Here is a 25,519-nt window from a genome sequence, read left to right as displayed (position 1 = left end):
AGGGGTTCCAGACGGTGATCGCCACGGCTGTACGGATCGAACAGGACAGACAACAGAGAAGGGGAGGGTCACTTCATCAGATCGCCCGCCGTGGCTGTCGTTCGCCGGGCGGGTACCGCAGTCCCATCGGATTGGTAGGTGGTTCTCGGTTACTGACAAGCGATCCCCGTGATTTCCAGCCGTTGGTTGGATGCGGGTACTTCAAGCCGATCGCACGATCGGTTGACGATGATGAAACCCAAACCCAGGGGCCCCGGGCGCATGCGCGCTCCGGGGCCTCTTGTGATGTGGAGGTGCGATGATCCCTGACCCACGGGGCACGCCCGCGCCCGGCGCGGGTGACAAGTTTGATGATGAGCATTACCCGGCCTACACGATGGGCCGGGCCGCGGAGATGCTGGGCACCACGCCGGGATTTCTGCGTAGCTTGGATGAGGCGAAACTGATCGAGCCGCAGCGTTCGGCTGGTGGGCACCGCCGTTATTCGCGCTACCAGTTGCGGTTGGCCGCCCGAGTGCGGGAACTGGTGGATCAAGGCACGGGCCTGGACGCCGCCTGCCGGATCGTCACTCTCGAAGACCAACTCCACGAGGCGCAACGGCTCAACGCCGCACTGCGCCAACACGACTGACAGCCGCGCGGCCTTCAGACCGCGCGGCACCACATCCGACGACAGCTCGGCTGACGTAGTGACACTCCGGCCCCAAACTGCAGCGCCACGAGCCTGCGCAGACCCGGACTCTTACTCCCGCGCCTCGCGCTCCTGCTGCCCTGATAGCCGGGCACCGGTGCGGCGCCGGTAGTCGACGTCGGCCATGGTCTGGTCGAGGATGCGCAGTGCCTTACCGTTGTCCTGGGCCTGTATCCGGTCCTGGGCGTACCGTGCCAAGCCGGCCAGCTCTCCCGGTGCCGACCGAGGCGAAGCCGAGCCCCACTTCTCCTGACTCGGATGGGATCCAGGTGAGGGACAGTTCGACGGTGGCCGCGGTGGTGATGGGCGCGGCGCCACCGAAGTAGGTCAGCGCGGTGGCTAGGCGGTCTTCGCGGAACAACTCCTGTACCGCTCGAAAAGTGGTCGCTGCACGTCAAGCCGCGTACCGGTACTCGTTGATGAGTCCATTGAGGACGCGGGTGCGTAGCAATGTGCGGGTGTTGGCCGTATGTGCTGTGTCCGGCTGCCGGTGGGACTCGGATGGTCGTTGTTGCCGGGCTTGGTGAGGCCGATGCTGATTGTAGTGCCGCTGGTATTCGGCGAGAACGTGGCGGGCGTGTGCTTCGTTGAGGATCAGAACGTGGTCGCACACCTCGCTGCGCAGGGTTCTGATGACCCGTTCGCAGTGTGCGTTCATCCGCGATGATGCCGCGGGCCTGGCTGGCAAGGAACTGCTTCCAGAAAGGACCGGTTCGGCGTGGGGCGGGATCGATGCCGGCCGAGTTCAGGATCTTCCAGACAGCGGATGCGGCGATCCGATGCCCGAGCCCGGCCAGTTCGCCTTGGATCCTCCGGTGGCCCCAGCGCGGGTTGTCGTTGGCCAGGCGAAGGACGAGCTTCGTGATCGTCGCGTGAGTAGGTGGCCGTCCGTTGGGACGTCGACGTGCGCAGTAGTCCCATTTTCTGGCGATGAACCTGCGATGCCAGGCCAGGATTGTCGCGGGTTGGACCGGGAAGACCTCGTGCCAGCGGCGTCGGGGAAGCGGCGAGGATAGCACGGCAAACCAGAAACGATCCGCTGGTTCATACCGGACGTGGCCTGTGATCTGGCGGCGCAGGACGGCGTTCTCGTGCCGCAGCACGAGAACCCTCGGCGTCCTTGCTGATGTCACAGCGCAGCAACACCGTCGGAACGGAGAGCAGTCGTCGGGTCAGTCGGTACAGCAGCGACACGATCACCCGGCCATGATCCAAGCGCCCTTGTCTTGTTCGCTGACCTGGCGCGACGACTTCTCGAGCGGTACAGGGCGAGCACGCACGCTCTATCGTGCTGCGCCAATTTAATGTTTGCGCTCACATTCTGATGAACCGCCTGGTTGGGGACGCTGAGTGGTTTCCCTGCTACAAGCGGCTTGTTAGAGGCATCGCGATTGTGTTAGCGTTCACACATCGCCTGATGTACGAGGCTGCTGATCGAGCACCTTTGTCGTGCGCGGGGTGCTCCCCGTCAACGATGATGGAGTTCTCATGTGCGGTGCGGCACTTGTGCGCGGTACGACCGCGATGAATCTCTTGTCCCCCGGGCGTGCGGTGCGTGAACGCATTCATGCGCTCTCCCGTGCGGCGGCCTGACCTCGGTCCCGATCTCGTCGGACAGATGGGAAAGGGCAACGATGCCCACTCGACCTCGCACACGACTTGTCCACGCGCTCACCACCGCGTGCACAGCCTTGGCGGCTGCGGGGTTCACGTTCACCTCGGCGCCGCACCCGCTGGCCCAGGCCGCGTCCGGTAGCCCGGTGGTCACGGTGTGGGCAACCTCCTCGAGGTCAGTGCCGCCCTCCAGCTTCGAACTGTCGACCCCGTAGCGGAAAGGGCTGCACAGTGACCGTCAGTAGACGGACCTTCACCAGGGCCGCCGTGGCCGGGGCGGCGATCGCCGCCACCGGTGTGGCACGCACGGCACACGCCCAACCGGCCGCGAACACGGCCTATCTCATGACCTATTTCACTGAGTCACCGAACATGGTCGGCGCCGACTACGGCCTGCACCTCGCGGTGAGTCGCGACGGTCTGAACTGGACGCCGTTGAACCAGAACAACCCGGTCGTCACCCCAACCGAGGGCGAAATGGGTTTGCGCGATCCGTTCGTGCACCGGAAGCAGGACGGCACGTTCGTGGTCGTCGCCACGGACCTGAAGGGCATCGACTTCAGTCGGAACAGCCAGTACCTGCACGTGTGGGACTCGACGAACCTGACCAGCTTCACCGGTTACCGCCGGATCCGGATGCACACGCTCGCCAACACCCACACGTGGGCGCCGACGGTGTTCTGGGACGCGGCCCGTAGGCAGTACGGCATCGTCTACTCCGCCAACTCCGGAGGCGACGTGCTCATGGTGAACTACACCACCGACTTCCGGACCGTCAGCAGCCCACAGGTCTTCTTCAGTCCCGGCTTCGGCGTCCTCGACGGTGACATCGTCGTCGATGGCGGCACGACGTACCTGTACTACAAGAACCTCGCCAACGGGAACCTCTACGGCGCCCGGTCGTCGACCGGTGCGCCGAACAGTTTCACCACCTACACCGGTGGGTTGCGGCAGGGCAACGCGATCGAGGCGCCACTGCTGTTGAAGACCAACGAGGGCGGTTGGCGGCTGTGGGGTGACTCGTTCAGCCCGGTCAACAGCGACTACTACGCCTGGTCCTCGAGCAACATCACCTCGGGTGCGTGGACGGTGATGAACCAGCGTGACTACACCCCGCCGCTGAACGCGAAACACGGCTCGATGGTCGGCATCACCGACGCCGAGTACAACGCCGCCGTCACCCGATGGGGTACCCCAAACTGGGTGCGACTGAAGTCCTCGAACTTCCCGGACCGCTATGTGCGACATGCCAACTACGTCGCCCGGCTCGATCCGTACCCGTTCGACCCGTACCAGGACCAGATGTGGCGGATGGTCCCGGGACTCACCGACTCGGCCGGGGTTTCGTTCCAGTCGGTGAACGTGCCTGACCGGTATCTCCGGCACTCCGGTTACGCGCTCCGTCTCGACCCGAACGACAACACGGCTACGTTCCGCGCCGACGCGACCTTCCACCGTGTCGCCGGCCTGGCCGACTCGGCGTGGACGTCGTTCCGCTCGCACAACTTCCCCGACCGCTATCTGCGGCACGCCAACAGTCTGCTGCGCATCGACCCGATCAGCACGGCGACCGAGCGGCAGGACGCGACGTTCCGGATCACTCCGTAAAAGGGAATCCCTGATGGGCCATTCGATGCAGAGATTGACAACGGTGTTGCTCGCTGTCGGATTGGTCTTCGCCGGGTTGGTGTCGGTGTTCGCCGGCACGGCTGACGCGGCCACGACACTTGGTGCCGCGGCGGCTGAGAAGGGCCGCTACTTCGGTGCGGCCGTCGCGGCCGGCAAGCTCAGTGACAACACCTACGTCACGATCCTGAACCGCGAGTTCAACAGCGTCACACCCGAGAATGAGATGAAGTGGGACGCGACCGAGCCGTCCCGGGGTTCGTTCAACTTCGCGAACGCTGACCGGATCGTCAACCACGCCCGGAGCCGTGGCATGTCGGTGCGCGGACACACCCTCGCCTGGCACTCGCAGCAACCAGGCTGGGCCCAGGCCCTGTCGGGTAGTTCGCTGCGGTCGGCGATGGTCAACCACATCACCCAGGTCGCCACCCACTTCCGCGGGCAGATCCATTCCTGGGACGTGGTGAACGAGGCGTTCGCCGACGGTGGCAGTGGAGCGCGGCGGGATTCGAACCTGCAGCGCACCGGCAACGACTGGATCGAGGTCGCGTTCCGCGCGGCCCGCGCGGCCGATCCGGGTGCGAAGCTGTGCTACAACGACTACAACACCGACGGGATCAACGCCAAGAGCACCGCGATCTACAACATGGTGGTCGACTTTAAGAACCGTGGTGTGCCGATCGACTACGTCGGTTTCCAGTCCCACCTGACCAACTCCGTGCCGGCCGACTACCAGGCCAATCTGCAGCGCTTCGCCAACCTCGGCGTGGATGTGCAGATCACCGAACTGGACATCGCGGGCGCCAACCAGGCCGCCGTCTACGGCAGCGTCACCCGCTCCTGCCTCGCGGTCGCGCGGTGCACGGGCATCACGGTGTGGGGAATCCGGGACACCGACTATTGGCGGGTCGGGCAGAACTCGCTGTTGTTCGACGGAGCGGGCAACAAGAAACCCGCTTACACCGCCGTGCTCGACGCCCTCAACGCCGGCACCACCCCACCGCCGGGTGTCATCGACACCACCGCGTGGTACGCGTCGGTGAACCGCAACAGCGGCAACACCGCCGAGCCAAACTCATACACCCTCAACGGCGCGACTTACACCGTCGCCTGATGCGCCAACGGAGGTACTGGTGAAACGCACCTCGATCCGCAGGAGAGCCAGGCGCGGCATCGCCTGGATCGCGAGCGTCGTCTGTGTTCTGGCACTGTTCCCGGCGGTGGCCAAGGCGGACAACCCGATTGTCCAACACATCTACACCGCCGACCCGGCGCCGCTGGTGCACAACGGCCGTGTGTACCTCTACACAGGACACGACGAGGACGGCTCCACGAACTTCACCATGCGGGAGTGGCGGGTGTGGTCGTCCGCGGACATGGTGAACTGGACCGATCACGGCTCCCCAATGAGCCTGGCCACCTTCTCCTGGGCGAGCTCCAACGCATGGGCGGGCCACACCATCGCCAGGAACGGCACGTTCTACTGGTACGTACCGGTCACCAACCGGACGACCGGCCGGATGGCCATCGGGGTAGGGGTTTCCGACAGCCCCACCGGGCCCTTCCGGGACGCTCTCGGGCGTCCGCTGGTGGAGAACGGCGAGATCGACCCGGCGGCCTTCATCGACGACACCGGGCAGGCGTATCTGTACTGGGGAAACCCGAACCTGTGGTACGTGCGGCTGAACGCCGACATGATCTCCTTCTCGGGCAGCCCGACCCAGATCCCTCTCACCACCGCGGGGTTCGGCACCCGAACCGGGAATCCGAGCCGTCCGACGCTGTACGAGGAGGCGCCTTGGGTCTACAAGCGCAACGGCTTGTACTACAACGTGTTCGCGGCGGAATGCTGCTCGGAGTTCATCGCGTACTCGACAGCGCCGGGTCCCACTGGGCCGTGGACCTACCGAGGGACGATCATGCCGAGGCAGGGCAGGAGCTTCACCAACCACCCGGGGATCATCGATTTCAAGGGGAGTTCCTACTTCTTCTACCACAACGGCGCGTTGCCGGGCGGCAGCGGCTTCACCCGTTCGGTTGCTGTGGAGAGGTTCACCTACAACGCCAACGGCACGATCCCGACGATCAACATGACGACGGCGGGTCCACCGCAGGTGGCAACGCTGAATCCGTACGTCCGCCAGGAAGCCGAGACGATCGCCTGGGGGACCGGCATCGAGACGGAGCCGTCGAGCGAGGGCGGGATGAACGTCGGGTGGATCGAGAACGGAGACTCGATCAAGGTCAAGGGCGTCGCCTTCGGTGTCGGCGCGACGTCCTTCACCGCACGGGTGGCGTCGGCCACGAGCGGCGGCAACATCGAGCTCCGGCTTGGCAGCGCCACCGGGACACTGGTGGGCAGGTGCGGTGTCGCGGGCACCGGTGGTTGGCAGAACTGGACGACCGTGTCCTGCCCGGTGAGCGGTGCGACCGGAACATACGACGTGTACTTCCGGTTCACCGGCGCGAGCGGCTACCTGTTCAACGTGAACTGGTGGCAGTTCAACGGCACCGCGGAATCACACAGCGAAGGAGCGGAGCGATGAGCAAGATCGTCGTGTTCGGACCGCGAGGGTGGCGTCGAGGCGCAGCCTGCGTTGCTGCTCGACGATGCTGATCAACCACACGCGGGCCTGTTCGACCTCGTGTTCGGCGTCGGTCCTGCTTGGACTGTCACAAGCGCCGACTTCACCCCGCCGTGACATGGCTGGCCTCCTGGCTCACGATCGAGCCAGGAGCGAGCTCGGCGGCGAGCACAGGGCGGATGGCTCTGCCAGATCCACTCTGGTCCGGGCATCGTGTCTGGAACGCGAGCACATCGCTGTCATCGCGCGAGCCGCCGAAAGCCTGACATCCCAACGGGATCGTGCCGACACGGCGACATCTGCCTCCGATCGCTTGGTCGCGTCCGACAGGCATATAGGCTGCTGATAGCTGCGGTGCCCTTCCGTGCCCGGGGCTTGGCGGCGTCGCGACCACGACGGCGTCGCGGTCGCGCGCTTGTGCTGCCGTATCGCCCCGCAGTCGTGTGGAGCGGGCGTGTGTCAGATCTTGCCGGTTCCCGCGTTGGCGAGGACGGCGGCCTTGACCTGTGAGGTGGCGAGCTTCGGGTAGGGGTAGCCGCTGGGGAGGGACCAGCCGACGGCGGTGGGCGCGGTGCAGCCGGTCAGTGTCGTCCCGTTGACGATCGAGCCGGTGTCCTTGAAGTTTCCTTCAGGGTTGTCCGTGTTCGGGTTCTTCACCACGGCGGTGCAGGAACAGGCTGCGGCTCCGGTGATCTCGAAGACGTTGTTGTCAGAGATGATTTTCGACCGTAGACCGGTGCCGATGCTGTAGAGGTGTGGGTAGGTCGGGTCTGATTTGCTGCCCACGTAGTAGTTGTTCGCGGCGTGCACCATGCCGAAACGCACTCGTGGTGCGCGCTGGCCGATGTCGCGGAACAGGTTGCCGACGAAGCTGATGGTCTGGTGTCCCTCGTCGCTTGTGTTGCTGTCGGACTGTCCAATGAGGTCGTTCTTGTCGTGCTTCTCGAAGACGGTGTTCGAGACGGTCACATAGTCCGAGGCGTTCTTGACGTCCAAGGCGCCGTCATGGCACTGGACGCGCTTGGCCACCCCGTTCTTGTCCTTCTTGCCCAACGGGAGTTTGTCGTCGGTGAGCGGCGCGTCGGTGAACGACATGTGGTCGATCCACACGTGGGTGGCGCCGTCCACGGTCAGACCGTCCCACTCCGAGTTGTAGTTGCCCGGGCCGTCGTTGGAATCCCACTCCGGTTCCAGGTCGCACGGGTTGGTCACCTTGATGTTGCGGATGATGACGTTGTCCACCTTGCGGATCATGAACCAGCCGTTGGGCAGGTAGGCGTTGGAGCCCACGCCGATGATCGTCGTGTTCGGCTGGAGCTTGGTCTCTCCGCGGTTCTTCTGGTCATCGTGGTTGGTGTAGGGCTTGCCCTCGGTCATGTCGATGGTGCTGGCCCACTTGATGATTTTCGGGGCCTTCTTGTTGGTTTCCCGGTGGCCGGGTCGGTGCCCACGACTGCCGCCATCAACTGCGATTTGGTTGAGACGGTGTAGATCTGCGCGGGGGCCGCCGCGGAACCACCGGTGGTTCCACCCGCCTGCGTCGCCCAGCCGATGTCGGCCACGGTGGTCGAGGCGTCCGCGGCGTTAGCCGTCAGCTGTGTGACCGCGAGCGTGCCGGCCATCATCGCGACCGCGCCCAGTATCGCGGTCCGCCGTTTACGGCATTGCGCCATGAGTCTGAATTCATCGCGAACCTCCATCGGATCTGGTGGGTATCCGCGGCTGTTCGCCGGCGCGCAGGAACGCTGAGCACCGCCTTGCGCCGCGCGCTACGCCAAGAAAGCGCTTTCCGAAGTTACGCCCGGCCGCGCCCTCTTCGTCAACGCGTACTTGGCAGAGTTGAGCGCGAGACCGGATACGCGGAAAGAAGCGAATAGTGACGGCCGCGAATGAAAGGGGTTTCACGAGCGGCACGATCACCGGACCCTTGCGGAAAGCGCTTTCCGTGCGTACTGTCCGACGACAGAGCCGGCTTTGCACAACAAGGCTTTCCCTTTTGGGACAGCCACCCTGCTAAGTGCTATCGGAGGTTCTATGGCCACGACGAGGTGGCGTCGAGTCCTGTCAGGCGGGTTCGCCGGTGTTGTCGCTGCGGGTGTGATCGTGGTGGTCGCGCAGCCCGCGCAGGCGTTGACGGTGCCGCCGGCGAAAGGCGAGGAGACCGTGACGAGCACGGTCAAGTTCTCCGGTTCGCGCGACTACGGGATGAAGCGAGTCATTCCCAAGGGACTGGGTGATGGCGGCGGCGGTGAGAGTCAGAAGGCCGTGTTCGAGCTGGCCGATGGTGCCACTCTGTCGAATGTGATCATCGGCAAGCCTGGTGCGGATGGTGTGCATTGTCTGGGCACCTGCACGTTGCGCAACGTGTGGTGGGAGGACGTGGGTGAGGATGCCGCCACGTTCATGGGCAAGTCGGCTTCACAGACGATGACCATCGACGGCGGGGGTGCGCTGAACGCGAGTGACAAGGTGTTCCAGCACAACGCTCCCGGCACGATGATCGTCCGCAACTTTGCCGCGCAAGGCATCGGCAAGCTCGTTCGGACCTGTGGTAACTGCAGCAGCAACCCACAGACCCGGCACGTGCGGGTGGAGAACGTGCGGATCGAGATGAAGGCGAGCAACGTCGTCAGCATCAACGTGAACTACGGCGACACCGCGCGGCTGAGCCGGATCACCATGGTCGGTGACAAGGACAGGAAAGTCCCCATCTGCGACAAGTACAACGGTGTCAAGAAGGGACAGGGCGACGCCAAGAAGGTCGGAACAGGTGCGGACGGGAAGAACTGCATCTACTCCGCGTCCGACATCATCTATCAATAATGCCCCGGCCGGGCTGGACCGCGAACCGCGGCCCAGCCCGGCCGTTCCATTGATCAGCACCATCAGTCCACTCACGACAGAAGAGCTGCATCTGCACGTCCACATGTCATTCGACGAGCCTTACGGAGACGCGCCAATGCTTGTCAAACCCATGATCGCATGCGTCGGCTTGTTGGCCAGCGCACTCGTCGTACTCTCACAACCCGCCGCGCAGGCCGCTGCGATCCCGTATTCCAATGTCCCGGACGGGTTTGCGCGGGGCACCACCGGCGGTGCCGGTGGACAGACGGTCACGGTGACCAACCAGGCCGACCTCAACCGGTACGTGACCGCGAGCGAGCCGTACATCATCCGGGTCGCGGGGACGGTCAATATCAGCCCCAAGGGAACCGAGCTGCGGGTCGCGTCCAACAAGACCATCGTTGGCGTCGGCCTCAGCGGCCAGGTCGTCGGCGGCGGTTTCATCCTCCGCGCCGGCGTCTCGAACGTGATCATCCGCAATCTGACCATCCGCGACACTCGTATGCCCGACGACGACCCCGGAGACGACGGCTACGACTACGACGCGATCCAGATGGACACCGCCGACCGCATCTGGATCGACCACAACCGGCTGACCCGGGTGAACGACGGGCTCATCGACAGCCGCAAGGACAACACCAACCTGACGGTGTCGTGGAACCACATCGTGGACAACAACAAGACTTTCGGCATCGGCTGGACTGAGAACGTCACGACCCGGATCACCATCCACCACAACTGGTTCCAAAACAACACGACCCGCAACCCTGCGGTGGACAACGTCGCCTACGGCCACCTGTACAACAACTACCTGCAGAACATTCGTACGTCCGGTACGCACGTGCGCGGATCGACCAAGGCGGTCATCGAGAACAGCTACTACGACGGCGTGCGTGACCCGTACTACGTGACCGACAAAGCCGAACTGGTCCAGCGCGGCGAGATCGTGGTCAACAGCTCCTGGGCCTCCGGCCGCGTGAAGTCGAAGGGCTCGGCGTTCAACCCGAGCAGCTTCTACTCGTACACCCTCCACCCGGCCGCGGACATCCCGGCGATGCTGCGGCAGTACGCCGGACCGCAGAGCGGCATCGGCCTTTAGGAGATGACCACGCCATGAGATACCGCAAACTCTGCGGCACGCTGGTCGGCGCGTTGGTCGCCGGGACCATCATGGCAGCCGCACCGACCACCGCGGGCGCGGAGCCCGTGACGGGTGCCGTCGGCACGCCGGAGGGCTTCGCTGCCATGCCGGGGTGGGGTCAGAACGGCACCACCGGCGGCGCCGGTGGCCCGACTGTGGTGGTGGACACGGCGAACGAGTTCCTCGCCGCGATCGCCCGGCAGGGGCCGCTGATCGTCCAGGTCGACGGGATGATCGACCTACCCGGTCCGATGCACGACGTCACCTCCGACAAGACCATCATCGGGCTCAGCGCCGGCTCCGGCCTCACCGGCGGCGGCCTGAACATCGGCCTGCCGGCGAACGACAGCGTCACCCAGCCGCCCGCCACCGCCGTCCACAACGTCATCATCCAGAACCTGACGTTCGACGACTGGGCCGACGACGCGATCAACATCCAGATGTTCTCGCACCACGTCTGGATCGACCACAACACGTTCGTCAGCGGCTATGACGGCGCGGCCGACGTCAAGCGCGGCTCCTCGTTCGTCACCATCTCGTGGAACCACAGCACCCACGGCAAGAACATGCTGGTGGGCCACAACCCGGACAACAGCGCCCAGGACAAGGGACGGCTGAACGTCACCTACCACCACAACTTCTTCGACGGCACCGTGGAGCGCAACCCGTGGGTGCGCTTCGGCAACCCGGCGCACGTCTACAACAACTACTACCGGAGCGTCAGCAAGTACGGTGTCCGGTCCAGTTCGGACGCCGGCATCCTGGTGGAAGGCAACTACTTCCAGGGCGTGGCCGAGCCGTTCCAGCTCGACGTGGTCGGCACCCAGCCCGGCAACCTGGTGTCCCGCAAGAACTGCTTCACCGACTCCGGCAAGCCGAAGACCCGTGGCAGCGTGGCGAAAATCCCGTACAAGTACACCCTTCAGCCGTGCGACAAGGTCCCGGCGAGCGTGATGGCGGGCGCGGGATCCCAGGCCACCCTTTGACACTTGGAGATGGATGATGAGACGCAAACTTCTTATCGTCGGTGCCGCCCTGGCGGCGGGAGCGGTGGGGTTGGTGGTCCCTGGCTCGGCGGTCGCCGCGACCGCACGCTATGAGGCCGAGACCTCCCCGGCGGTCTGCACCGGCACGATCGACAGCAACTGGTCCGGGTTCTCCGGTTCGGGCTTCTGCAACGGCAACAACGCGACGGGCGCCTACGCCCAGTCCACGGTGAGTGCTTCGGCGGCAGGTTCGGCGACGGTGGCGGTGCGGTTCGCCAACGGCACCACCGGCAGCCGTCCCGCCGACCTGATCGTCAACGGTACGACCGTGCAGTCAGTCTCGTTCGAAGGCACGGGTGCGTGGGACACCTGGGTCACCAAGACCTTCACCGTCAACGTGAACTCGGGCAGCAACGCGATCCGGCTCAACCCGACCAGCCCCGCAGGCCTGCCGAACATCGACTACCTCGACCTCACCACGGATGGCGGACCGCAGCCCGCCGACACGTTGTACGTGGCACCCAACGGCCGAGACAGCGCGACCGGAACGATATCGGATCCGACGACCCTCACCTCGGCGATCACGCGCATCGCTGCCGGCGGGACGATCTCGATGCGTGGCGGCACGTACAACTTCTCGCAGACGGTCACCATCGCGGCAGGCAACAACGGCACCTCGAGCGCCCGCAAGAAACTGTCCGCCCACCCTGGTGAGACCCCGGTGCTGAACTTCTCGGCGCAGAGCGAGGACCCAGCCAACCGCGGGCTTGCCGTGAACGGATCGTACTGGCACGTCCACGGCATCATCGTCCAGCGTGCCGGTGACAACGGGATCTTCGTCGGCGGCAGCAACAACATCTTCGAGCGCACGGTGACGCGTTTCAACCGCGACTCGGGGCTGCAGCTCTCGCGGATGCTCTCCAGCACTCCCAAGGACCAGTGGCCGGCCAACAACCTCATCCTGAGCGCGGAGTCGCACGACAATGCCGACTCCGACGGCGAGGACGCCGACGGTTTCGCTCCGAAGCTGACCGTCGGCCCTGGCAACGTCTTCCGATACACCGTGTCCCACAACAACATCGACGACGGCTACGACCTGTACACCAAGTCGGACACGGGAGCCATCGGCGTGGTGACCATTGAGGACTCACTGGCCTACGGCAACGGCACCCTGAGTGACGGTTCCCAGGCCGGGAACGGCGACCGCAACGGCTACAAGCTCGGTGGTGAGGACATCGGGGTCAACCACGTCGTCCGCCGCAACGTCGCCTACGACAACGGCAAGCACGGGTTCACCTACAACCGCAACCTCGGCACGATGACGATCTCGGACAACGTCAGCATCGGCAACGAGCAACGCAACTTCAACTTCGACGGCGGCAGCTCGGTGTTCCGGAACAACACCTCGTGCAACAGCGGGTCGAACGACCGGATCGTGGGCAACGCCGACAGCTCGAACCAGTTCTGGTCCGGCTCGAACGGGTCCCGATGCTCGGCCTACAACGGCACCCTGAGGTGGTCCTTCGCCGCGGACGGCCGCCTCGTCGTGACCTTCGGCTGACCGGTCCCGGCTCTCGTCGAAGGTGTCTCTCCTGCAGGAGAAACAGGTTTCTCTTGCAGGAGAGACACCTTGGCGCCGCGGGTGTGATGGAAAGGGCTCTGTGTGATGGAAGGGTTTCGGCGGCGGGAGTTTCTCAGACGTATCGGCGTCCTCACCGGTGGAGCCGCGTCCGGAGTGTTGCTCGGGCACGGCGCGGCGACGGCGGGGCCGACATCCGGGCCGACATCGGGGAGCGATCCGTGGCGGCGGGCCGATGTCCTCGCCGCGAGGGTAAGGCCTCCACGGTTTGCGCACCGGTACTTCGACGTGACACGGTTTGGTGCGGTGGGCGACGGGGTCACCGATTGCACGACCGCGTTCCGCAGGGCGATCCAGGCGTGCGCGGGCAGTGGCGGCGGGCACGTGGTGGTGCCGGCGGGCCGGTTCGCCACTGGTGCGATTCGCTTGCTCAGCAACATCAACCTGCACATCACCAAGGACGCCACGATCGCGTTCGTCACGGATCCGCGGGCGTACCTTCCGGTGGTGCTGACCCGGTTCGAGGGCACCGAGCTGTACAACTACTCGCCGATGATCTACGCCTATGGGCAGCACGACATCGCGGTCACCGGACGCGGGACGGTGGACGCACAGTCGGACAATGCGCACTGGTGGCCGTGGAGCGGTAAAACGAGGTACGGCTGGCAGCCGGGGCAGCCCAGTCAGACAGCGGCGCGAGACCGGCTGCGTGCCATGGCCGAACAGGCAGTGCCGGTCGAGCAGCGGGTGTTCGGCGAGGGCGGGTACCTGCGGCCGAGCTTCATCCAGCCCTACCGGTGCCGCAACGTGTTGATCGAGGGCATCACCGTCCACAACTCCCCGATGTGGGAGATCCATCCGGTGTTGTCGGAGAACGTCCTGGTTCGCGACGTGACGGTGAACACCCACGGCCCCAACAACGACGGGTGCAACCCGGAGTCCAGCCGTTACGTGGTCATCCGGGGCTGCAGCTTCGACACCGGCGACGACTGCATCGCGATCAAGTCCGGTCGCAACGCCGACGGCAGGCGGGTGAACGTCCCCAGCGAGCTGATTCTCGTTGAGGACTGCCAATTCCGCGCCGGCCATGGTGGCGTCACCGTCGGCAGTGAGATGTCGGGCGGGGTGCGTGACGTGTTCGCGCGGAACCTGCACCTGAGTAGTCCGGATCTGGACATCGCGTTGCGGTTCAAGACCAATTCGATGCGCGGTGGCTTCGTCGAGAACTTCTACGCCAGGGACATCACCGTCGGAACGGTAGCCGCCTCGGCGATCGAGATCGACTTCAACTATGACGAAGGGCCGGGACACGGTTTCAACCCGCTGGTGCGTGGCATCGACATCCGCGACATGACCGTGGAGACCGCCCGCCGCGCGTTGTCGCTGCGCGGGTATCCGGAGGCTCCGATCCGGGACGTGCGACTGACCCGGGTGAACTTCAAACAGGTCAGCCAGCCCGACATCGTCGAGAACGTGACCGGCCTGAGGCTGCGTGAGGTCTACGAGAACGGTCAGCGGCTGCCGGACACCGCTGCCTGATCCGGAACGGAGGCGAACAGTGCGCGGACACAGCCGAAGGCGGGTGCTGCAGGCCGGGCTCGGTGCGGTGGCCGGGTCGGTGGTGCTCGGCGAAACGGCCACGGCCGATGCCGCGGCCCTCGACACGGCGCGGCTGCCGTGGGTGGCGGATCTGGGGATGGCCGCTATCGCAACCCGGTGCTCAACGCCGACTGGTCGGATCCGGACGCCGTCCGGGTGGGCAAGTACTTCTACCTGACCGTCTCCACGTTCAACCGGATACCCGGGCTGCCGGTGCTGCGGTCGATCGACTTGGTCAACTGGACCATCATCGGGCACGCCTTGACCGAGTTGGAGCCGAAGGACCACTTCAGCGTGCCGCGGCATGGCGGCGGGGTGTGGGCACCGGCACTGCGGCACCACGACGGCAAGTTCTGGATCTTCTACCCGGACCCGGACTTCGGGATCTTCGTCGTGACCGCGACCGACCCGCGTGGGCCGTGGAGCAAGCCGCACCCTGTCAAGCTGGGCAAAGGACTGATCGATCCGTGTCCACTGTGGGATGACGACGGGCAGACCTACCTGATCCACGCGTGGGCGAAGAGCCGCAGTGGCATCAACAACCGGTTGACGCTGCACCGGATGAGCCCGGACGGCACCAGTGTGCTCGACGAGGGCCGGATCGTGGTCAACGGCGACGAACTGCTTGGCTACCGGACGCTGGAAGGGCCGAAGCTGTACAAACGGGACGGCTGGTACTGGATCTTCGCCCCGGCCGGGGGAGTGAAGTATGGCTGGCAGTCGGCGTTCCGCTCGCGCGGCATCTGGGGGCCTTACGAGGACCGTATCGTGCTGGAGCAGGGCAACAGTCCGATCAACGGCCCACACCAGGGCGCCTGGGTGACCACCGCGGGCGGCGAGGACTGGTTCCTGCACTTCCAGGACCGCGACGCCTACGGGCGTGTGGTGCACCTGCAGCCCATGCGGTGGCGCGCCGACGGATGGCCCGTGATGGGCACCGACGACGGCACCGGCCGCGGTACCCCGGTGCTGGTGTACACCAAGCCGCGAGTCGATGGCCGCGTGAAGGTGACCGCGCCGGCCACCAGCGACGAGTTCACCGGACCGGAGTTGGGCAATCAGTGGGTGTGGCAGGCCAACGCCAACTCGGCCTGGTGGTCGTTGCGCCGGTTCCCCAGCCGGCTCAGGCTGGTCTGCTGGCCCAGCCCGGACACCCACGACCTGCGGTTGCTGCCCAACGTGCTGGGCCAACGGCTGCCCGCTGAAACCTTCACCGCCACAACCTCGATGACTCTGTCCACTACGACCCCGGGTGCCCGGGCCGGGCTGGTGATGCTGGGCGACACCTACTGCTGGGTGGGCCTGTACCGCGACGGCGACCGGATCGTGCTGGCCTGCCGTACCGCGGCGAAGGACGCTCCCGAGGTGGACGCTGCCACCCCGGTACCGGTGCCCAGAGGACGCGGTCCGGTGCGGCTACGGGTGACCGTGACCTCCGGAGCGGTCTGCCAGTTCGCGGCCAATGTGGACGGTCACGGGTTCGTCCCGGTCGGTGCGCCGTTCCAGGCAACCCCGGGCAGGTGGATCGGCGCCACCGTCGGCCTTTTCGCCACTGGCCCGCAGCACACCACTCCGGGCAGCGCGGCGGAGTTCGACTGGTTCCGAGTGCGCCCAGGCAGTTGACAACACGGGCCGGGGAAGCCGCCACGTGTCTGCTGGAGTGATCCCGGCCAGGAACCGAATGGCCACGGCGGCGAACCTCCTTGCACTCGTCCGCCGCATGCCCCTTCGCCGAACAGACATGGAGGCCCACCATGAGACGACTTCCGGCTCTCGCTGCGGTGATCATCGCCTGCGGTGCACTGATCGCACCAGGAGCCGTTGCTGCTGCTGCGGCGCCTGCGTTCCCCGGCGCAGTGGGATTCGGTGCGCAGGCCACCGGTGGCCGCGGCGGACAGGTGTACCAGGTGACCAACCTCAACGATTCCGGCTCGGGTTCGCTGCGCGACGCGGTGAGCACCGGCCCTCGGATCGTCGTCTTCGACGTCGGTGGGTACATCGAGCTGAAGTCGCCGCTGAGCATCAAGAGCAACATCACCGTCGCCGGGCAGACGGCGCCGGGGGAGGGCATCGCGACTCGCGGCTACCAGGTGTCGACGTCGAGTGCGACCAACGTCGTCATCCGGTACATACGCTTCCGGCACGGCCTGACGCCGAACCAGAACCGCGACGGCGTGACGATCAACGAGGGGCGTGACCAGATCTTCGATCACGTGTCGGTGTCCTGGGGCCGTGACGAGAACTTCTCCATCAACAACAGCACAGGCATCACAGTGCAGAACTCCATCATCGCCGAGGGCCTGGACCCGCATTCCTGCGGTGGTCTGGTCCAGAGCGACGGCGTCACGATCTACCGCAGCCTGTACGCGCACAACAAGACCCGCAACCCGAAGGTCAAGGGCCGCAACCAGTTCGTCAGCAACCTCGTCTACAACTGGGGTTCAGACGCCTACATCGAAGGCGATTCCGCCGGGCGCAGCGACGCGAACGTGGTGGACAACTACTTCGTCAAGGGGCCGTCGACCGGCTCCGGCAGTCCTTTCACGCGGGGGAACCTCAACTTCCACATCTACGCCGCGGGCAACTACCACGACGGCAACAAGAACAAGGTGCTCGACGGTGTGCCGGTGACCAGAGAGGAACTCGGCAACGTGGTGGTGGAACAAGATCCGTTCCCCTACCCGGTGGTCCCGTCCATGCCGGCCGCGGAGGCGTACCGCACGGTGCTGGCGCAGGCCGGGGCATCACTGCGCCGCGACTCCATCGACCGGCGTATCACGGCGGATGTCGTCAGTCAGAGCGGTGCGATCATCACCGACCCGGCGAGTGTCGGTGGTTTTGGCAGTCTCGCCGGCGGCACGGCGCCGACCGACACCGATCGTGACGGCATGCCGGACGCATGGGAACGGGCGAACGGCCTCAACCCCGGCAACGCCGGAGACGGCGACGACATCGGCACAGACGGCTACTCCAATGTGGAGAGATACCTCAACAGCCTTGTCCGATGACCGCGTTTCGTCTGGATGAGCCATGCGGCGGGCGGAATATCGTTGCGCTTGCCGAAAATGTGATCCGTGCAGGTGAGGCGGCGTGGTGGTACTCGTTGAGGATGCCGCCCCAACGCTGGCATCGGCGGATGGCGAGACGGGCGTTGGTTCCAGATGAGGGTGCGGTCGAGCAGTTCATAACGGCAGGCATGGACCGCAACGAGATCTACGGCGTCGCATCCACTGAGGACGCTGGCGTTCACGTCGAGGGCAGCCCTGCGCCGCAGCTCCACGCCAAGCCAGGCAGACGGCGCCCGGGCAAGCTCAGCTCGACTGTGGGATACGAACCCCGCGGCAGTCTGACCCCGCAGGTCACGGCCACACGGCAGGCCTTGGAAAAATTTCAGGCCGATGCCGTCAGCGGCGGTCTGTGTTGGGATTAGCTTTCGGGCATGGCGGAGGAGTGGTGGTTGATGATGAGCCATGTGCCCTTGCGGTGTTCGTAGACGTAGGTGTAGCGCGCGTTTACTCGTTGCGGTTTGCCGTCTTTGGTGAGGTTGAAGTGATAGACGCCGGTGTTGATCGCGGTGTCCGGGTCGAGGACGGTGATCAGTTCCTGGTCGATTGTTCCGGATGGTTTGTTCTGCAGGAAGTGCTGGAAGTAGTCGAGGATTTCGGCGCGGTTTGTCCGGACCTTGTTCGATACTGTTGGTAGGAGTACGGCGTCTGGTGCGTAGAGGTCGGCGACTTTGTTGGGGTCCCCGGTGGCCAGTGTCGCGTTCCAGATGTCGAACTGCTCCGAGATGTCCTCTTTGGAGGGTGTGGCGGGTAGTGGTGCGGGTGGGGTCTGGTTCTGCGCGTTGCTGGTGGAGCATCCAGCGGCGAGCAGCGCCAGTGTTAACCCTCCGGCCACGGCTCCGCCGCGAATCTTGTCACGCATTGTTCCTGCTTTCCTTGCCTGATTGGGTGATCCGTTATCTCCACTGTGGAGTTCGCTAGGGAAACGCCCGGCCAGGGCAAGGCCAGGAAAACGCCAGCTTTCCGACAAGGTTCAGGTTGTTACAGCCCGTGGTGGACTGTGGGTTCGGCTGATGGCGGGCATGAGCATGATCAACGATCTGGGCCGACGGGTGTGCTGCGCTACACGCTGCCGAGTTCCTGGCGTGTAGCGGTGATTTGTCTGCTGTAGGAGCGGACACGACGACCGTTCTCGCACTGTGAACCGGTACCGCTGCGGCATGGAGAAATGCGCTACCAGCGTCAAGCCGGCCTAGTGCCGCGCCTGGCAGGCCACTGTGCAGCCGAGATCGACACGCTTCGTTGTGCCGTTCTACATGCGGTCGTTGGCAAGTTGTCACAGAGCAGGAGCTCCCACCTTCGGTACGCTGGAAAGCGCTTGCCGCTGAACGGAGGTCGGGCGTGGGATCACAGGTCACCCTCGCGCAGGTCGCGCAGCGGGCAGGGGTGTCCTTGGCGACGGCATCCCGTGTGGTGAACGGCAGTGAGCGGATGGTGGGAGCGCGGTTTCGGGAGCGGGTATTGGCCGCGGCCGCCGAGCTCGGCTACACGGCGAACGCGTTCGCTCAGGCGGTCGCCAGGGGGCGTAGCGATGTCGTCGGCCTTGTGGTGCCGGATATCCAAGATCCGTATTTCTCGGTCATCGCCGCAGCGGCGATGGAGGTGGTCGAGCCCAGCGGCGAGATGATGCTGGGGACGACCTTGCGGCGGCAGGAGCAGGAGTTGCGGTACGTCACCACGATGCGTGCCCGCCGGGCCAGGGCGCTGATCATGGTGGGGAGCCGGACCACGGACAACGCGCACACGCGACGGCTCGCCGAGGCGATCGCGGAGTTCACGGCCAGTGGAGGTCGGGTGGTGGCGGTCGGCCAGGACAAACTGGGCGCTGACACCGTCCTGCCACAGAATCGGGCGAGTGCCAAGGACCTTGCGCTCGCGCTGGTAGAGCGGGGGCACAAGACATTTGGTGTGCTCGCCGGTCCCGACAGCCTGCTCACAGCGAGGGACAGGGTTGAAGGATTCACCGACGGCCTGAGCGAGCGAGGCAAGCGGCCTAACGTCACCGTGCACAGTGACTTCACTCGTGACGGTGGCTACCAGGCGATGTCCGAGTTGCTCGATCGCAGGTCAAAGCCGGGCTGCGTGTTCGCGGTCAACGATGTGATGGCGATCGGGGCTATGGCGGCCGTGCGCGAACGTGGCTTGACGGTGCCGGACGACGTGGCCGTCGCGGGTTTCGACGACATTCCCACGCTCAGGGATGTGGCGCCCTCGCTCACGACCGTCCGGCTGCCGCTCGCGGACATGGGCAGAATGGCCGCGTCCATGGCGATGGCGGATCAGCCCGGCGAACAACGCCGGGTCATCCGTGTCAAGGGCGAGGCCATCCTGCGTGACAGCACCAAGCTCTGATCACGTACCAGCGAAGCGCATGGCCCGTCGAAGGCCAGCAGCCGCGAATTTCTCACCCCAACTTCCCGACACCGACGCCGGCGGGCACGATTCTCGGAACCTACAGCGCATTCGCCGTTGTCTGCGCGCCCCTGTTCGCCTGGACCGCTGTGATCCTGCCGTCCTCCTCGCCTTGACTCCACTGTGGACATACGAGTCGTTCGACGCCGGCGACTGCCTGAGCAGAACCAGCCAACCGGCCAGCCGAACGAGGATCAGATGCAGCCGCCGTCACCACGTCGCACGGTCATGGCCTAGGCAGAAAGCCTATGATCACCGCAGGCAGAGGCCATAGCTCACGGTGCGGCGCCTCATAACCCCAGAATTCGCCGTTGACCCCGCGTTGCTGACGACATAGCATGACATTGGGAAAGCGCTTTCCCTTCTCGGTGACCGAGGAAGCCTCAGGGGCACCGTGTTCGTCGCTCCCGTCGAACGATCGATTTCGCTGGGTGCGGCACAGTTGCGCCTCGATCGATGTGTGCCCTGTGAATGTGGGACTGCGGGGCGGCGGGGTTTGCCGCCAGCCTCGGAGTCGGTCCTCGCGTTCATCGGCAGATCCTGTTGCCCTGCAGCAGGAAAGCGCCTTCCGCGCTGGGCGTGGTCGTCTGGCGTCAGTGCTGGTCACGTACGCGCTCGGCAAGTCAGCGCTGTCCGTACAACTGTGTCTGGCGCCGAGTCGAGGAGGCGACCCTCGTCCAACCCTGCCATACGACGAGCTGACCCCACGGAGACGTACTATGCGCGTGAGACCCATGATTGCGTGTGTCGGCCTGTTAGCTGGTGCTCTGGTTGTAGTGGCATCGTCCACTGCGCAGGCCGCGCCTACCAGGTATGAAGCGGAGACCTCGCCGGCGGTGTGTTCCGGCACGATCGATTCCAACTGGTCCGGTTACTCCGGCAGTGGATTCTGCAATGGTGCCAACGCGACGAGCGGCTATGCCCAGCTCACGGTGAACGCGTCGGTGTCGGGTACCGCGACGTTGGGGGTGCGGTTCGCCAACGGGACCACCACGGCTCGGCCGGCCAGCCTGGTCGTGAACGGCTCCGCGGTGCAGGCGCTGTCGTTCGAGGGCACCGGGGCCTGGTCGAGTTGGGCGACCAAGACGTTGAGCGTCCCGGTGAACGCGGGGAGCAACACCATCCGGCTGAGCCCCACCACCGCCAACGGCCTGCCCAACATCGACTACCTCGACTTCGAAATCGGTGGCGGCAGTCAGCCGCCTGGCGGGATCGTCGGCTGGGCCACGCAGGCCGGTGGAACCACCGGTGGCGCGGGCGGTGCCACGGTCACCGTGAGCAGTTTCGCCGACTTCCGGACCCAGGCGCAGGCCTCGGGTGCCAGGACCATCCTGGTGAACGGCATGCTCAGTGGCTCGGGCACCGTTGAGATCAGTGCCAACAAGACGATCCGGGGCGTCGGTGCCAACTCGGGGATCTCCGGCACCACTCTCAACATCGAGGACATGCGCCCGGCCAACGTGATCATCCAGAACATGAACATCCGCGGGGTGCGTGGTAACGACGCGATCCAGATCGAGAGTGCCACTCACGTGTGGATCGATCACAACACCATGTCCAGCACCATCGAGAACGACCCCGACTTCTACGACGGCATGCTGGACATCACCCACGGCGCCGACTACATCACGGTGTCGTGGAACGTCATCCGCGATCACTGGAAGACCTCGCTGGTCGGCCACTCCGATGGCAACGCCAGTGAGGACCGCGGCCACCTACGGGTCACCTATCACCACAACTGGTTCAACCGTACATTCGAGCGCGGCCCGCGGGTGCGCTTCGGCGAGACGGTCCACGTGTTCAACAACTACTACTCCAACGTCAACCACAACTCCGCCTCGTATGCCATCGCCTCCCTCATGGACGCCGGACTGCTCGTGGAGGGCAACGCCTTTGAGAACGTGCAGCAGGCGTGCTGGTCGGCGAGTGGGTATGGGGAGTCCGATCCCGGACGGTTGGTGGCCCGCAACAACTCGCTCACCAACTCCGGACCGTGTGAGACCAACGGCACTGTAGCTCCTCTCCCGTACAACTACACCGCGGACAACGTCAGCACGGTCAAGTCATCCGTCACGTCGGGTGCAGGCGCGGGCAAGCTCTGACTTCCGCTTCCTGGCCAGGGCAACTGGAGACGGCGACCTGCCACAGGCTGGTCGCCGTCTCCACAACGTGGCCCCTCGTTCGCTGAAACCTCATGGAGACCAACGATGCGCCTGAACCCTGTCATCATGTGCGCCACTCTGTTGGCTGCCACGCTCATCGCGCTGTCCGGAAATGCTTACGCCGCCTCGACCCAAGCCGGCAGCCTGCCGACGAAATTCCAGTGGCGTTCCAGTGGTGTGCTCGTCGCGCCGAAGTCGGACGCCACGCACAACATCCGGGCGGTGAAGGACCCGTCCGTGGCGTACCACAATGGCCGGTACCACGTGTTCGCCACCACGACGAACAACAACGGCGGCTACAGCATGGTGTACCTGAACTTCACCGACTGGTCGCAGGCGGGCTCCGCACAGCACCACTACTTGGACCAGACCGCGATCGGGGGCGGCTACAAGGCGGCACCGCACGTGTTCTACTTCGCGCCGAAGCGGCTGTGGTACCTCGTCTACCAGACCGGTGCGAACGCGGCGTATTCGACCACTTCGGACATTGCCAACCCGCGGTCGTGGAGCGCGCCCAAGAACTTTTACGCCAACGGTATGCCGCAGATCATCAAGGACAACATCGGCAACGGCCACTGGGTCGATTTCTGGGTGATCTGCGACAGTGCGAAGTGCTACCTGTTCTCCTCCGACGACAACGGACACCTGTACCGGTCGGAGACGACGGTGGCGAACTTCCCGAACGGCATGGGCAACACGGTGATCGCCCTGCAGGATCCGAACAAGTTCAAGCTGTTCGAAGCGCCCAACGTCTACAAGGTGACGGGCAGCAACACCTACATGCTGATCGTCGAGGCGATCGGCTCGGACGGCAAGCGATACTTCCGGTCCTGGACCGCGCCCGCGATCACCGGCCCGTGGACCGCGTTGGCCGACACCGAGGCCAATCCCTTCGCGCGCTCGAACAACGTCACGTTCGACGGTGCGGCCTGGACCAGGGATATCAGCCACGGCGAGATGATCCGCGACGGCATCGACCAGACGCTGACCATCAGCCCGTGCAACCTGCGCTTTGTGTACCAGGGCATGGATCCCAACGCCACGGATCCCTACAACCTCCTGCCCTGGCGGCTCGGACTGCTGACCCAGACCAACTCCACCTGCTGACACCGACGTCACCACGATCGGAGACACCATGAGATGGAAACCGCTCGTAGCGGGCACTGCTGTGGTCGCGTGCGCGGTGCTGGCATTGCCCACGTTCACGGCGACAGCGGCGGACTCCACGTTGTACGTGGCGACCAACGGCAACGACAGCAATCCCGGCACGTTGGCGTCGCCCCTGCGCTCCATCCAGAAAGCGGTCGACCTCGCCCAGCCCGGCCACACCATCTACATCCGGGGCGGCACGTACGCGCCGAGTACCAACATCCAGATTCTCAAGAACGGCACCTCCAGTCAGCCCATCACGATGCGCAACTACAACAGTGAGCGCGTGATCATCGACGGTGAGAACATGCCGTACACGCCCGGCGCGGTAGGTTCGACCATTCCGCGGCCTGAGCGCGGCGCGATCCACATCGAGGGTGACCACTGGCGGCTGATCGGTCTGGAGATCATCCACGGCCCGTACGGCATCTTCGGCCTGGACACCAGCAACAACGTCTTCGACCGCCTTGTCACGAGGGACAACTACGAGTCCGGGCTGCACCTGGTGCTGTCGTCGAGCAATAACCAGATCATCAACCTGGACGCGTACGGCAACCGCGATCCGCGCAAGAACGGGGAAAGCGCGGACGGCCTGGCCATCAAGGAAGGTTCCGGCAGCGGCAACGTGGTGCGCGGCGCGAGGCTGTGGAACAACTCCGACGACGGCCTGGACTTCTGGATGTTCGAATCGCCCATCCTGGTGGAGAACAGCCTCGCGTGGGGCAACGGGTTCAACCGGTGGAACCTGCCCGACTTCACCGGTGACGGCAACGGCTTCAAGCTGGGCGGCAACAGCGTGTCGGCCAACCACACCGTGCGCAACAGCATGACGTGGGACAACGCGGTCGGCGGCTTCATCGACAACAACAACCCAGGCAACCACAGGATCGAGCGCTGCACCGCATGGGACAACCCCAAGACGGGGTTCAACTTCAACCGTTCCTCAAGCACGTTGACCAAGAACCTCGCGGTGGCCAACGGCACCAACGTGTCATTGGGTTCAACCTCCAAGGGAAGCGGCAATTCGTGGGACATCGGCGGCTCGTGGTCCTTGGTGAGCACGAACCCGAGCACGATCACCGGACCGAGGAAAGCGGACGGCTCCATCCCGTCCTCGACATTCCTGCGTCCGAGCAACGGCGCCGACGTGGGTGCCCGGTTCTAGCGTCTTCGTGACCTTGCGGGGACCGATCGGCGACCGGTCCCCGCAAGTATCAACGCGCCGTCACCAGGATCTTCGACCGCGCACGCGGCCAGATCGACGCCCGCATCGGCGAAGGTGGCTGCCAGCACCGCGTACAGCCCTTCATGGACTGTGGCCTGGTGAAGTTCGGTGCGCGCAGGATCGGTGAAGCGTGCAATGTCAACGACCACGATCGTTCGATGGAAGGCAGCGCAGTGGTTGACCACAGGGACATCCGGCACGTGGCTGATTCTCGCTGCAAATGACGCGAGAGAAACCGCGCAAACGCGGACATGACGCCAGACTGATGGTCACCCTGTATCTTGCTGATCAAGAATGTGCCAGGTGCGCAGCACGTCAGTGATCACCAGATCCAGCGCCGCCTGGTGATGCGGACCCAGTGCCGATCCGGCGTCGACGTGCGTCGGATAACGCCGACGGATCTGGTCAACAAGTACATGGGTGCTGGTTCCCGCGACAGGTCGATCGGCAGGACCACCTTTGGTTGGCCACACCGACAGCGTCCCCGCAACGTGCGCTGTGCCGTCGCCGACGGGAGATTGGTGACTGGTGTCGACGGCACGTGAAAACTGACCCCGGCGTGGCATCCGAATTTTGACCCCCTGTCCGGTGACTCTGGCTCGAGCCGAGCCAGGGAGGACGAAGGGTGTTGTCCGTGGAAGATTGGGCTGAGATTCGCAGGTTGCACCGGGCGGAAGGGTTGCCGATCAAGGCGATCGCCCGGGTGTTGGGCGTCTCAAGGAACACGGTGCGCGCCGCGTTGGCCTCGGATGCGCCGCCGAAGTACGTGCGGCAGCCGAAGGGGTCCATTGTGGATGCTGTGGAACCGCGGATTCGTGAGTTGCTGCAGGCATTTCCGACG

The 25,519-nt window shown here is 64.9% G+C and carries 21 protein-coding genes; 17 read left to right on the top strand and 4 right to left on the bottom strand.

Annotation, left to right across the window (positions count from 1 at the left end; all coding sequences use genetic code 11):
• Positions 1-298: 298 nt before the first annotated feature.
• On the top strand, positions 299-631 hold the full coding sequence (locus B9C43_RS54780; protein ID WP_084435057.1) for a MerR family transcriptional regulator: 333 nt from the start codon (positions 299-301) through the stop codon (positions 629-631).
• Positions 632-742: 111 nt separating this feature from the next.
• Here the strand turns inward: B9C43_RS54780 and B9C43_RS57345 are convergent, their stop codons facing one another.
• Together B9C43_RS57345 and B9C43_RS59495 are read right to left on the bottom strand one after the other, a co-directional pair.
• Positions 743-889 (bottom strand): hypothetical protein, encoded by a 147-nt coding sequence (locus B9C43_RS57345; protein WP_160097451.1) that lies wholly within the window; start codon positions 887-889, stop codon positions 743-745.
• Positions 890-1,085: 196 nt separating this feature from the next.
• Entirely contained in the window at positions 1,086-1,349 is a 264-nt protein-coding gene (locus B9C43_RS59495) for a transposase (RefSeq protein ID WP_235039426.1), read from the bottom strand.
• 1,187 nt (positions 1,350-2,536) lie between these two features.
• Between B9C43_RS59495 and B9C43_RS54770 the strand changes: the two genes are divergently transcribed.
• From B9C43_RS54770 to B9C43_RS54760, 3 genes are read left to right on the top strand one after another with little or no spacing between them, the layout of a single operon-like run.
• Positions 2,537-3,913 (top strand): glycoside hydrolase family 43 protein, encoded by a 1,377-nt coding sequence (locus B9C43_RS54770; RefSeq protein WP_084435056.1) that lies wholly within the window; start codon positions 2,537-2,539, stop codon positions 3,911-3,913.
• A gap of 25 nt (positions 3,914-3,938) precedes the next feature.
• Positions 3,939-5,045: a glycoside hydrolase family 10 protein gene (locus B9C43_RS54765; RefSeq protein ID WP_235039425.1), complete on the top strand. Its 1,107-nt coding sequence runs from the start codon at positions 3,939-3,941 to the stop codon at positions 5,043-5,045.
• A 19-nt stretch (positions 5,046-5,064) separates the two neighbouring features.
• Positions 5,065-6,477 carry a glycoside hydrolase family 43 protein gene (locus B9C43_RS54760; RefSeq protein ID WP_235039424.1) on the top strand — a complete coding sequence of 471 codons (1,413 nt, stop codon included), beginning with the start codon at positions 5,065-5,067 and terminating at the stop codon, positions 6,475-6,477.
• Positions 6,478-6,975: 498 nt separating this feature from the next.
• Here B9C43_RS54760 and B9C43_RS54750 read toward each other — a convergent pair whose 3' ends face one another.
• A complete protein-coding gene (locus B9C43_RS54750; protein WP_268811654.1) occupies positions 6,976-7,917 on the bottom strand; it encodes a pectate lyase family protein in 942 nt (313 codons plus the stop codon).
• A 633-nt stretch (positions 7,918-8,550) separates the two neighbouring features.
• Here B9C43_RS54750 and B9C43_RS54740 point away from each other — a divergent pair.
• The 8 genes from B9C43_RS54740 (at position 8,551) to B9C43_RS54705 (ending at position 18,095) form a co-directional block, all read left to right on the top strand.
• Positions 8,551-9,339 carry a pectate lyase gene (locus tag B9C43_RS54740; protein ID WP_084435051.1) on the top strand — a complete coding sequence of 263 codons (789 nt, stop codon included), beginning with the start codon at positions 8,551-8,553 and terminating at the stop codon, positions 9,337-9,339.
• A gap of 136 nt (positions 9,340-9,475) precedes the next feature.
• Entirely contained in the window at positions 9,476-10,459 is a 984-nt protein-coding gene (locus B9C43_RS54735; protein ID WP_084435059.1) for a pectate lyase family protein, read from the top strand.
• 14 nt (positions 10,460-10,473) lie between these two features.
• Positions 10,474-11,487 carry a pectate lyase family protein gene (locus B9C43_RS54730; protein ID WP_084435050.1) on the top strand — a complete coding sequence of 338 codons (1,014 nt, stop codon included), beginning with the start codon at positions 10,474-10,476 and terminating at the stop codon, positions 11,485-11,487.
• Between the two features lie 16 nt (positions 11,488-11,503).
• Complete coding sequence (locus B9C43_RS54725; RefSeq protein WP_084435049.1) at positions 11,504-13,048, top strand: carbohydrate-binding protein; 1,545 nt, start codon at positions 11,504-11,506, stop codon at positions 13,046-13,048.
• 324 nt (positions 13,049-13,372) lie between these two features.
• Entirely contained in the window at positions 13,373-14,605 is a 1,233-nt protein-coding gene (locus tag B9C43_RS54720; RefSeq protein WP_235039423.1) for a glycoside hydrolase family 28 protein, read from the top strand.
• A 177-nt stretch (positions 14,606-14,782) separates the two neighbouring features.
• Complete coding sequence (locus tag B9C43_RS54715; protein WP_084435047.1) at positions 14,783-16,288, top strand: glycoside hydrolase family 43 protein; 1,506 nt, start codon at positions 14,783-14,785, stop codon at positions 16,286-16,288.
• A 131-nt stretch (positions 16,289-16,419) separates the two neighbouring features.
• A complete protein-coding gene (locus B9C43_RS54710; RefSeq protein WP_200826167.1) occupies positions 16,420-17,673 on the top strand; it encodes a pectate lyase family protein in 1,254 nt (417 codons plus the stop codon).
• A gap of 128 nt (positions 17,674-17,801) precedes the next feature.
• Positions 17,802-18,095, top strand: coding sequence for a hypothetical protein (locus B9C43_RS54705; RefSeq protein WP_084435046.1), 294 nt, complete (start codon positions 17,802-17,804; stop codon positions 18,093-18,095).
• Here B9C43_RS54705 and B9C43_RS54700 read toward each other — a convergent pair.
• Positions 18,092-18,592, bottom strand: coding sequence for an SgcJ/EcaC family oxidoreductase (locus tag B9C43_RS54700; RefSeq protein ID WP_084435045.1), 501 nt, complete (start codon positions 18,590-18,592; stop codon positions 18,092-18,094). The genes B9C43_RS54705 and B9C43_RS54700 overlap by 4 nt on opposite strands.
• 479 nt (positions 18,593-19,071) lie before the next feature.
• Between B9C43_RS54700 and B9C43_RS54695 the strand changes: the two genes are divergently transcribed.
• From B9C43_RS54695 to B9C43_RS54665, 5 genes are all read left to right on the top strand, one after another.
• A complete protein-coding gene (locus B9C43_RS54695) occupies positions 19,072-20,082 on the top strand; it encodes a LacI family DNA-binding transcriptional regulator (RefSeq protein WP_084435044.1) in 1,011 nt (336 codons plus the stop codon).
• Positions 20,083-20,918: 836 nt separating this feature from the next.
• Positions 20,919-22,244, top strand: a complete 1,326-nt coding sequence (locus B9C43_RS54690; protein WP_160097449.1) for a pectate lyase family protein — start codon at positions 20,919-20,921, stop codon at positions 22,242-22,244.
• 105 nt (positions 22,245-22,349) lie between these two features.
• Positions 22,350-23,411, top strand: a complete 1,062-nt coding sequence (locus B9C43_RS54685; RefSeq protein WP_084435042.1) for a glycoside hydrolase family 62 protein — start codon at positions 22,350-22,352, stop codon at positions 23,409-23,411.
• Positions 23,412-23,439: 28 nt separating this feature from the next.
• Entirely contained in the window at positions 23,440-24,618 is a 1,179-nt protein-coding gene (locus B9C43_RS54680; RefSeq protein WP_084435041.1) for a right-handed parallel beta-helix repeat-containing protein, read from the top strand.
• A gap of 685 nt (positions 24,619-25,303) precedes the next feature.
• Positions 25,304-25,519: sigma factor-like helix-turn-helix DNA-binding protein (locus B9C43_RS54665; RefSeq protein ID WP_143447306.1), on the top strand; the 216-nt coding region annotated here is incomplete at its 3' end.

The organism is Kibdelosporangium aridum (genome assembly GCF_900176515.1).
Lineage (GTDB): Bacteria > Actinomycetota > Actinomycetes > Mycobacteriales > Pseudonocardiaceae > Kibdelosporangium > Kibdelosporangium aridum.
Note: the sequence above shows the minus strand (reverse complement) of the source record. Positions and strands in the feature narration are given on the sequence as shown.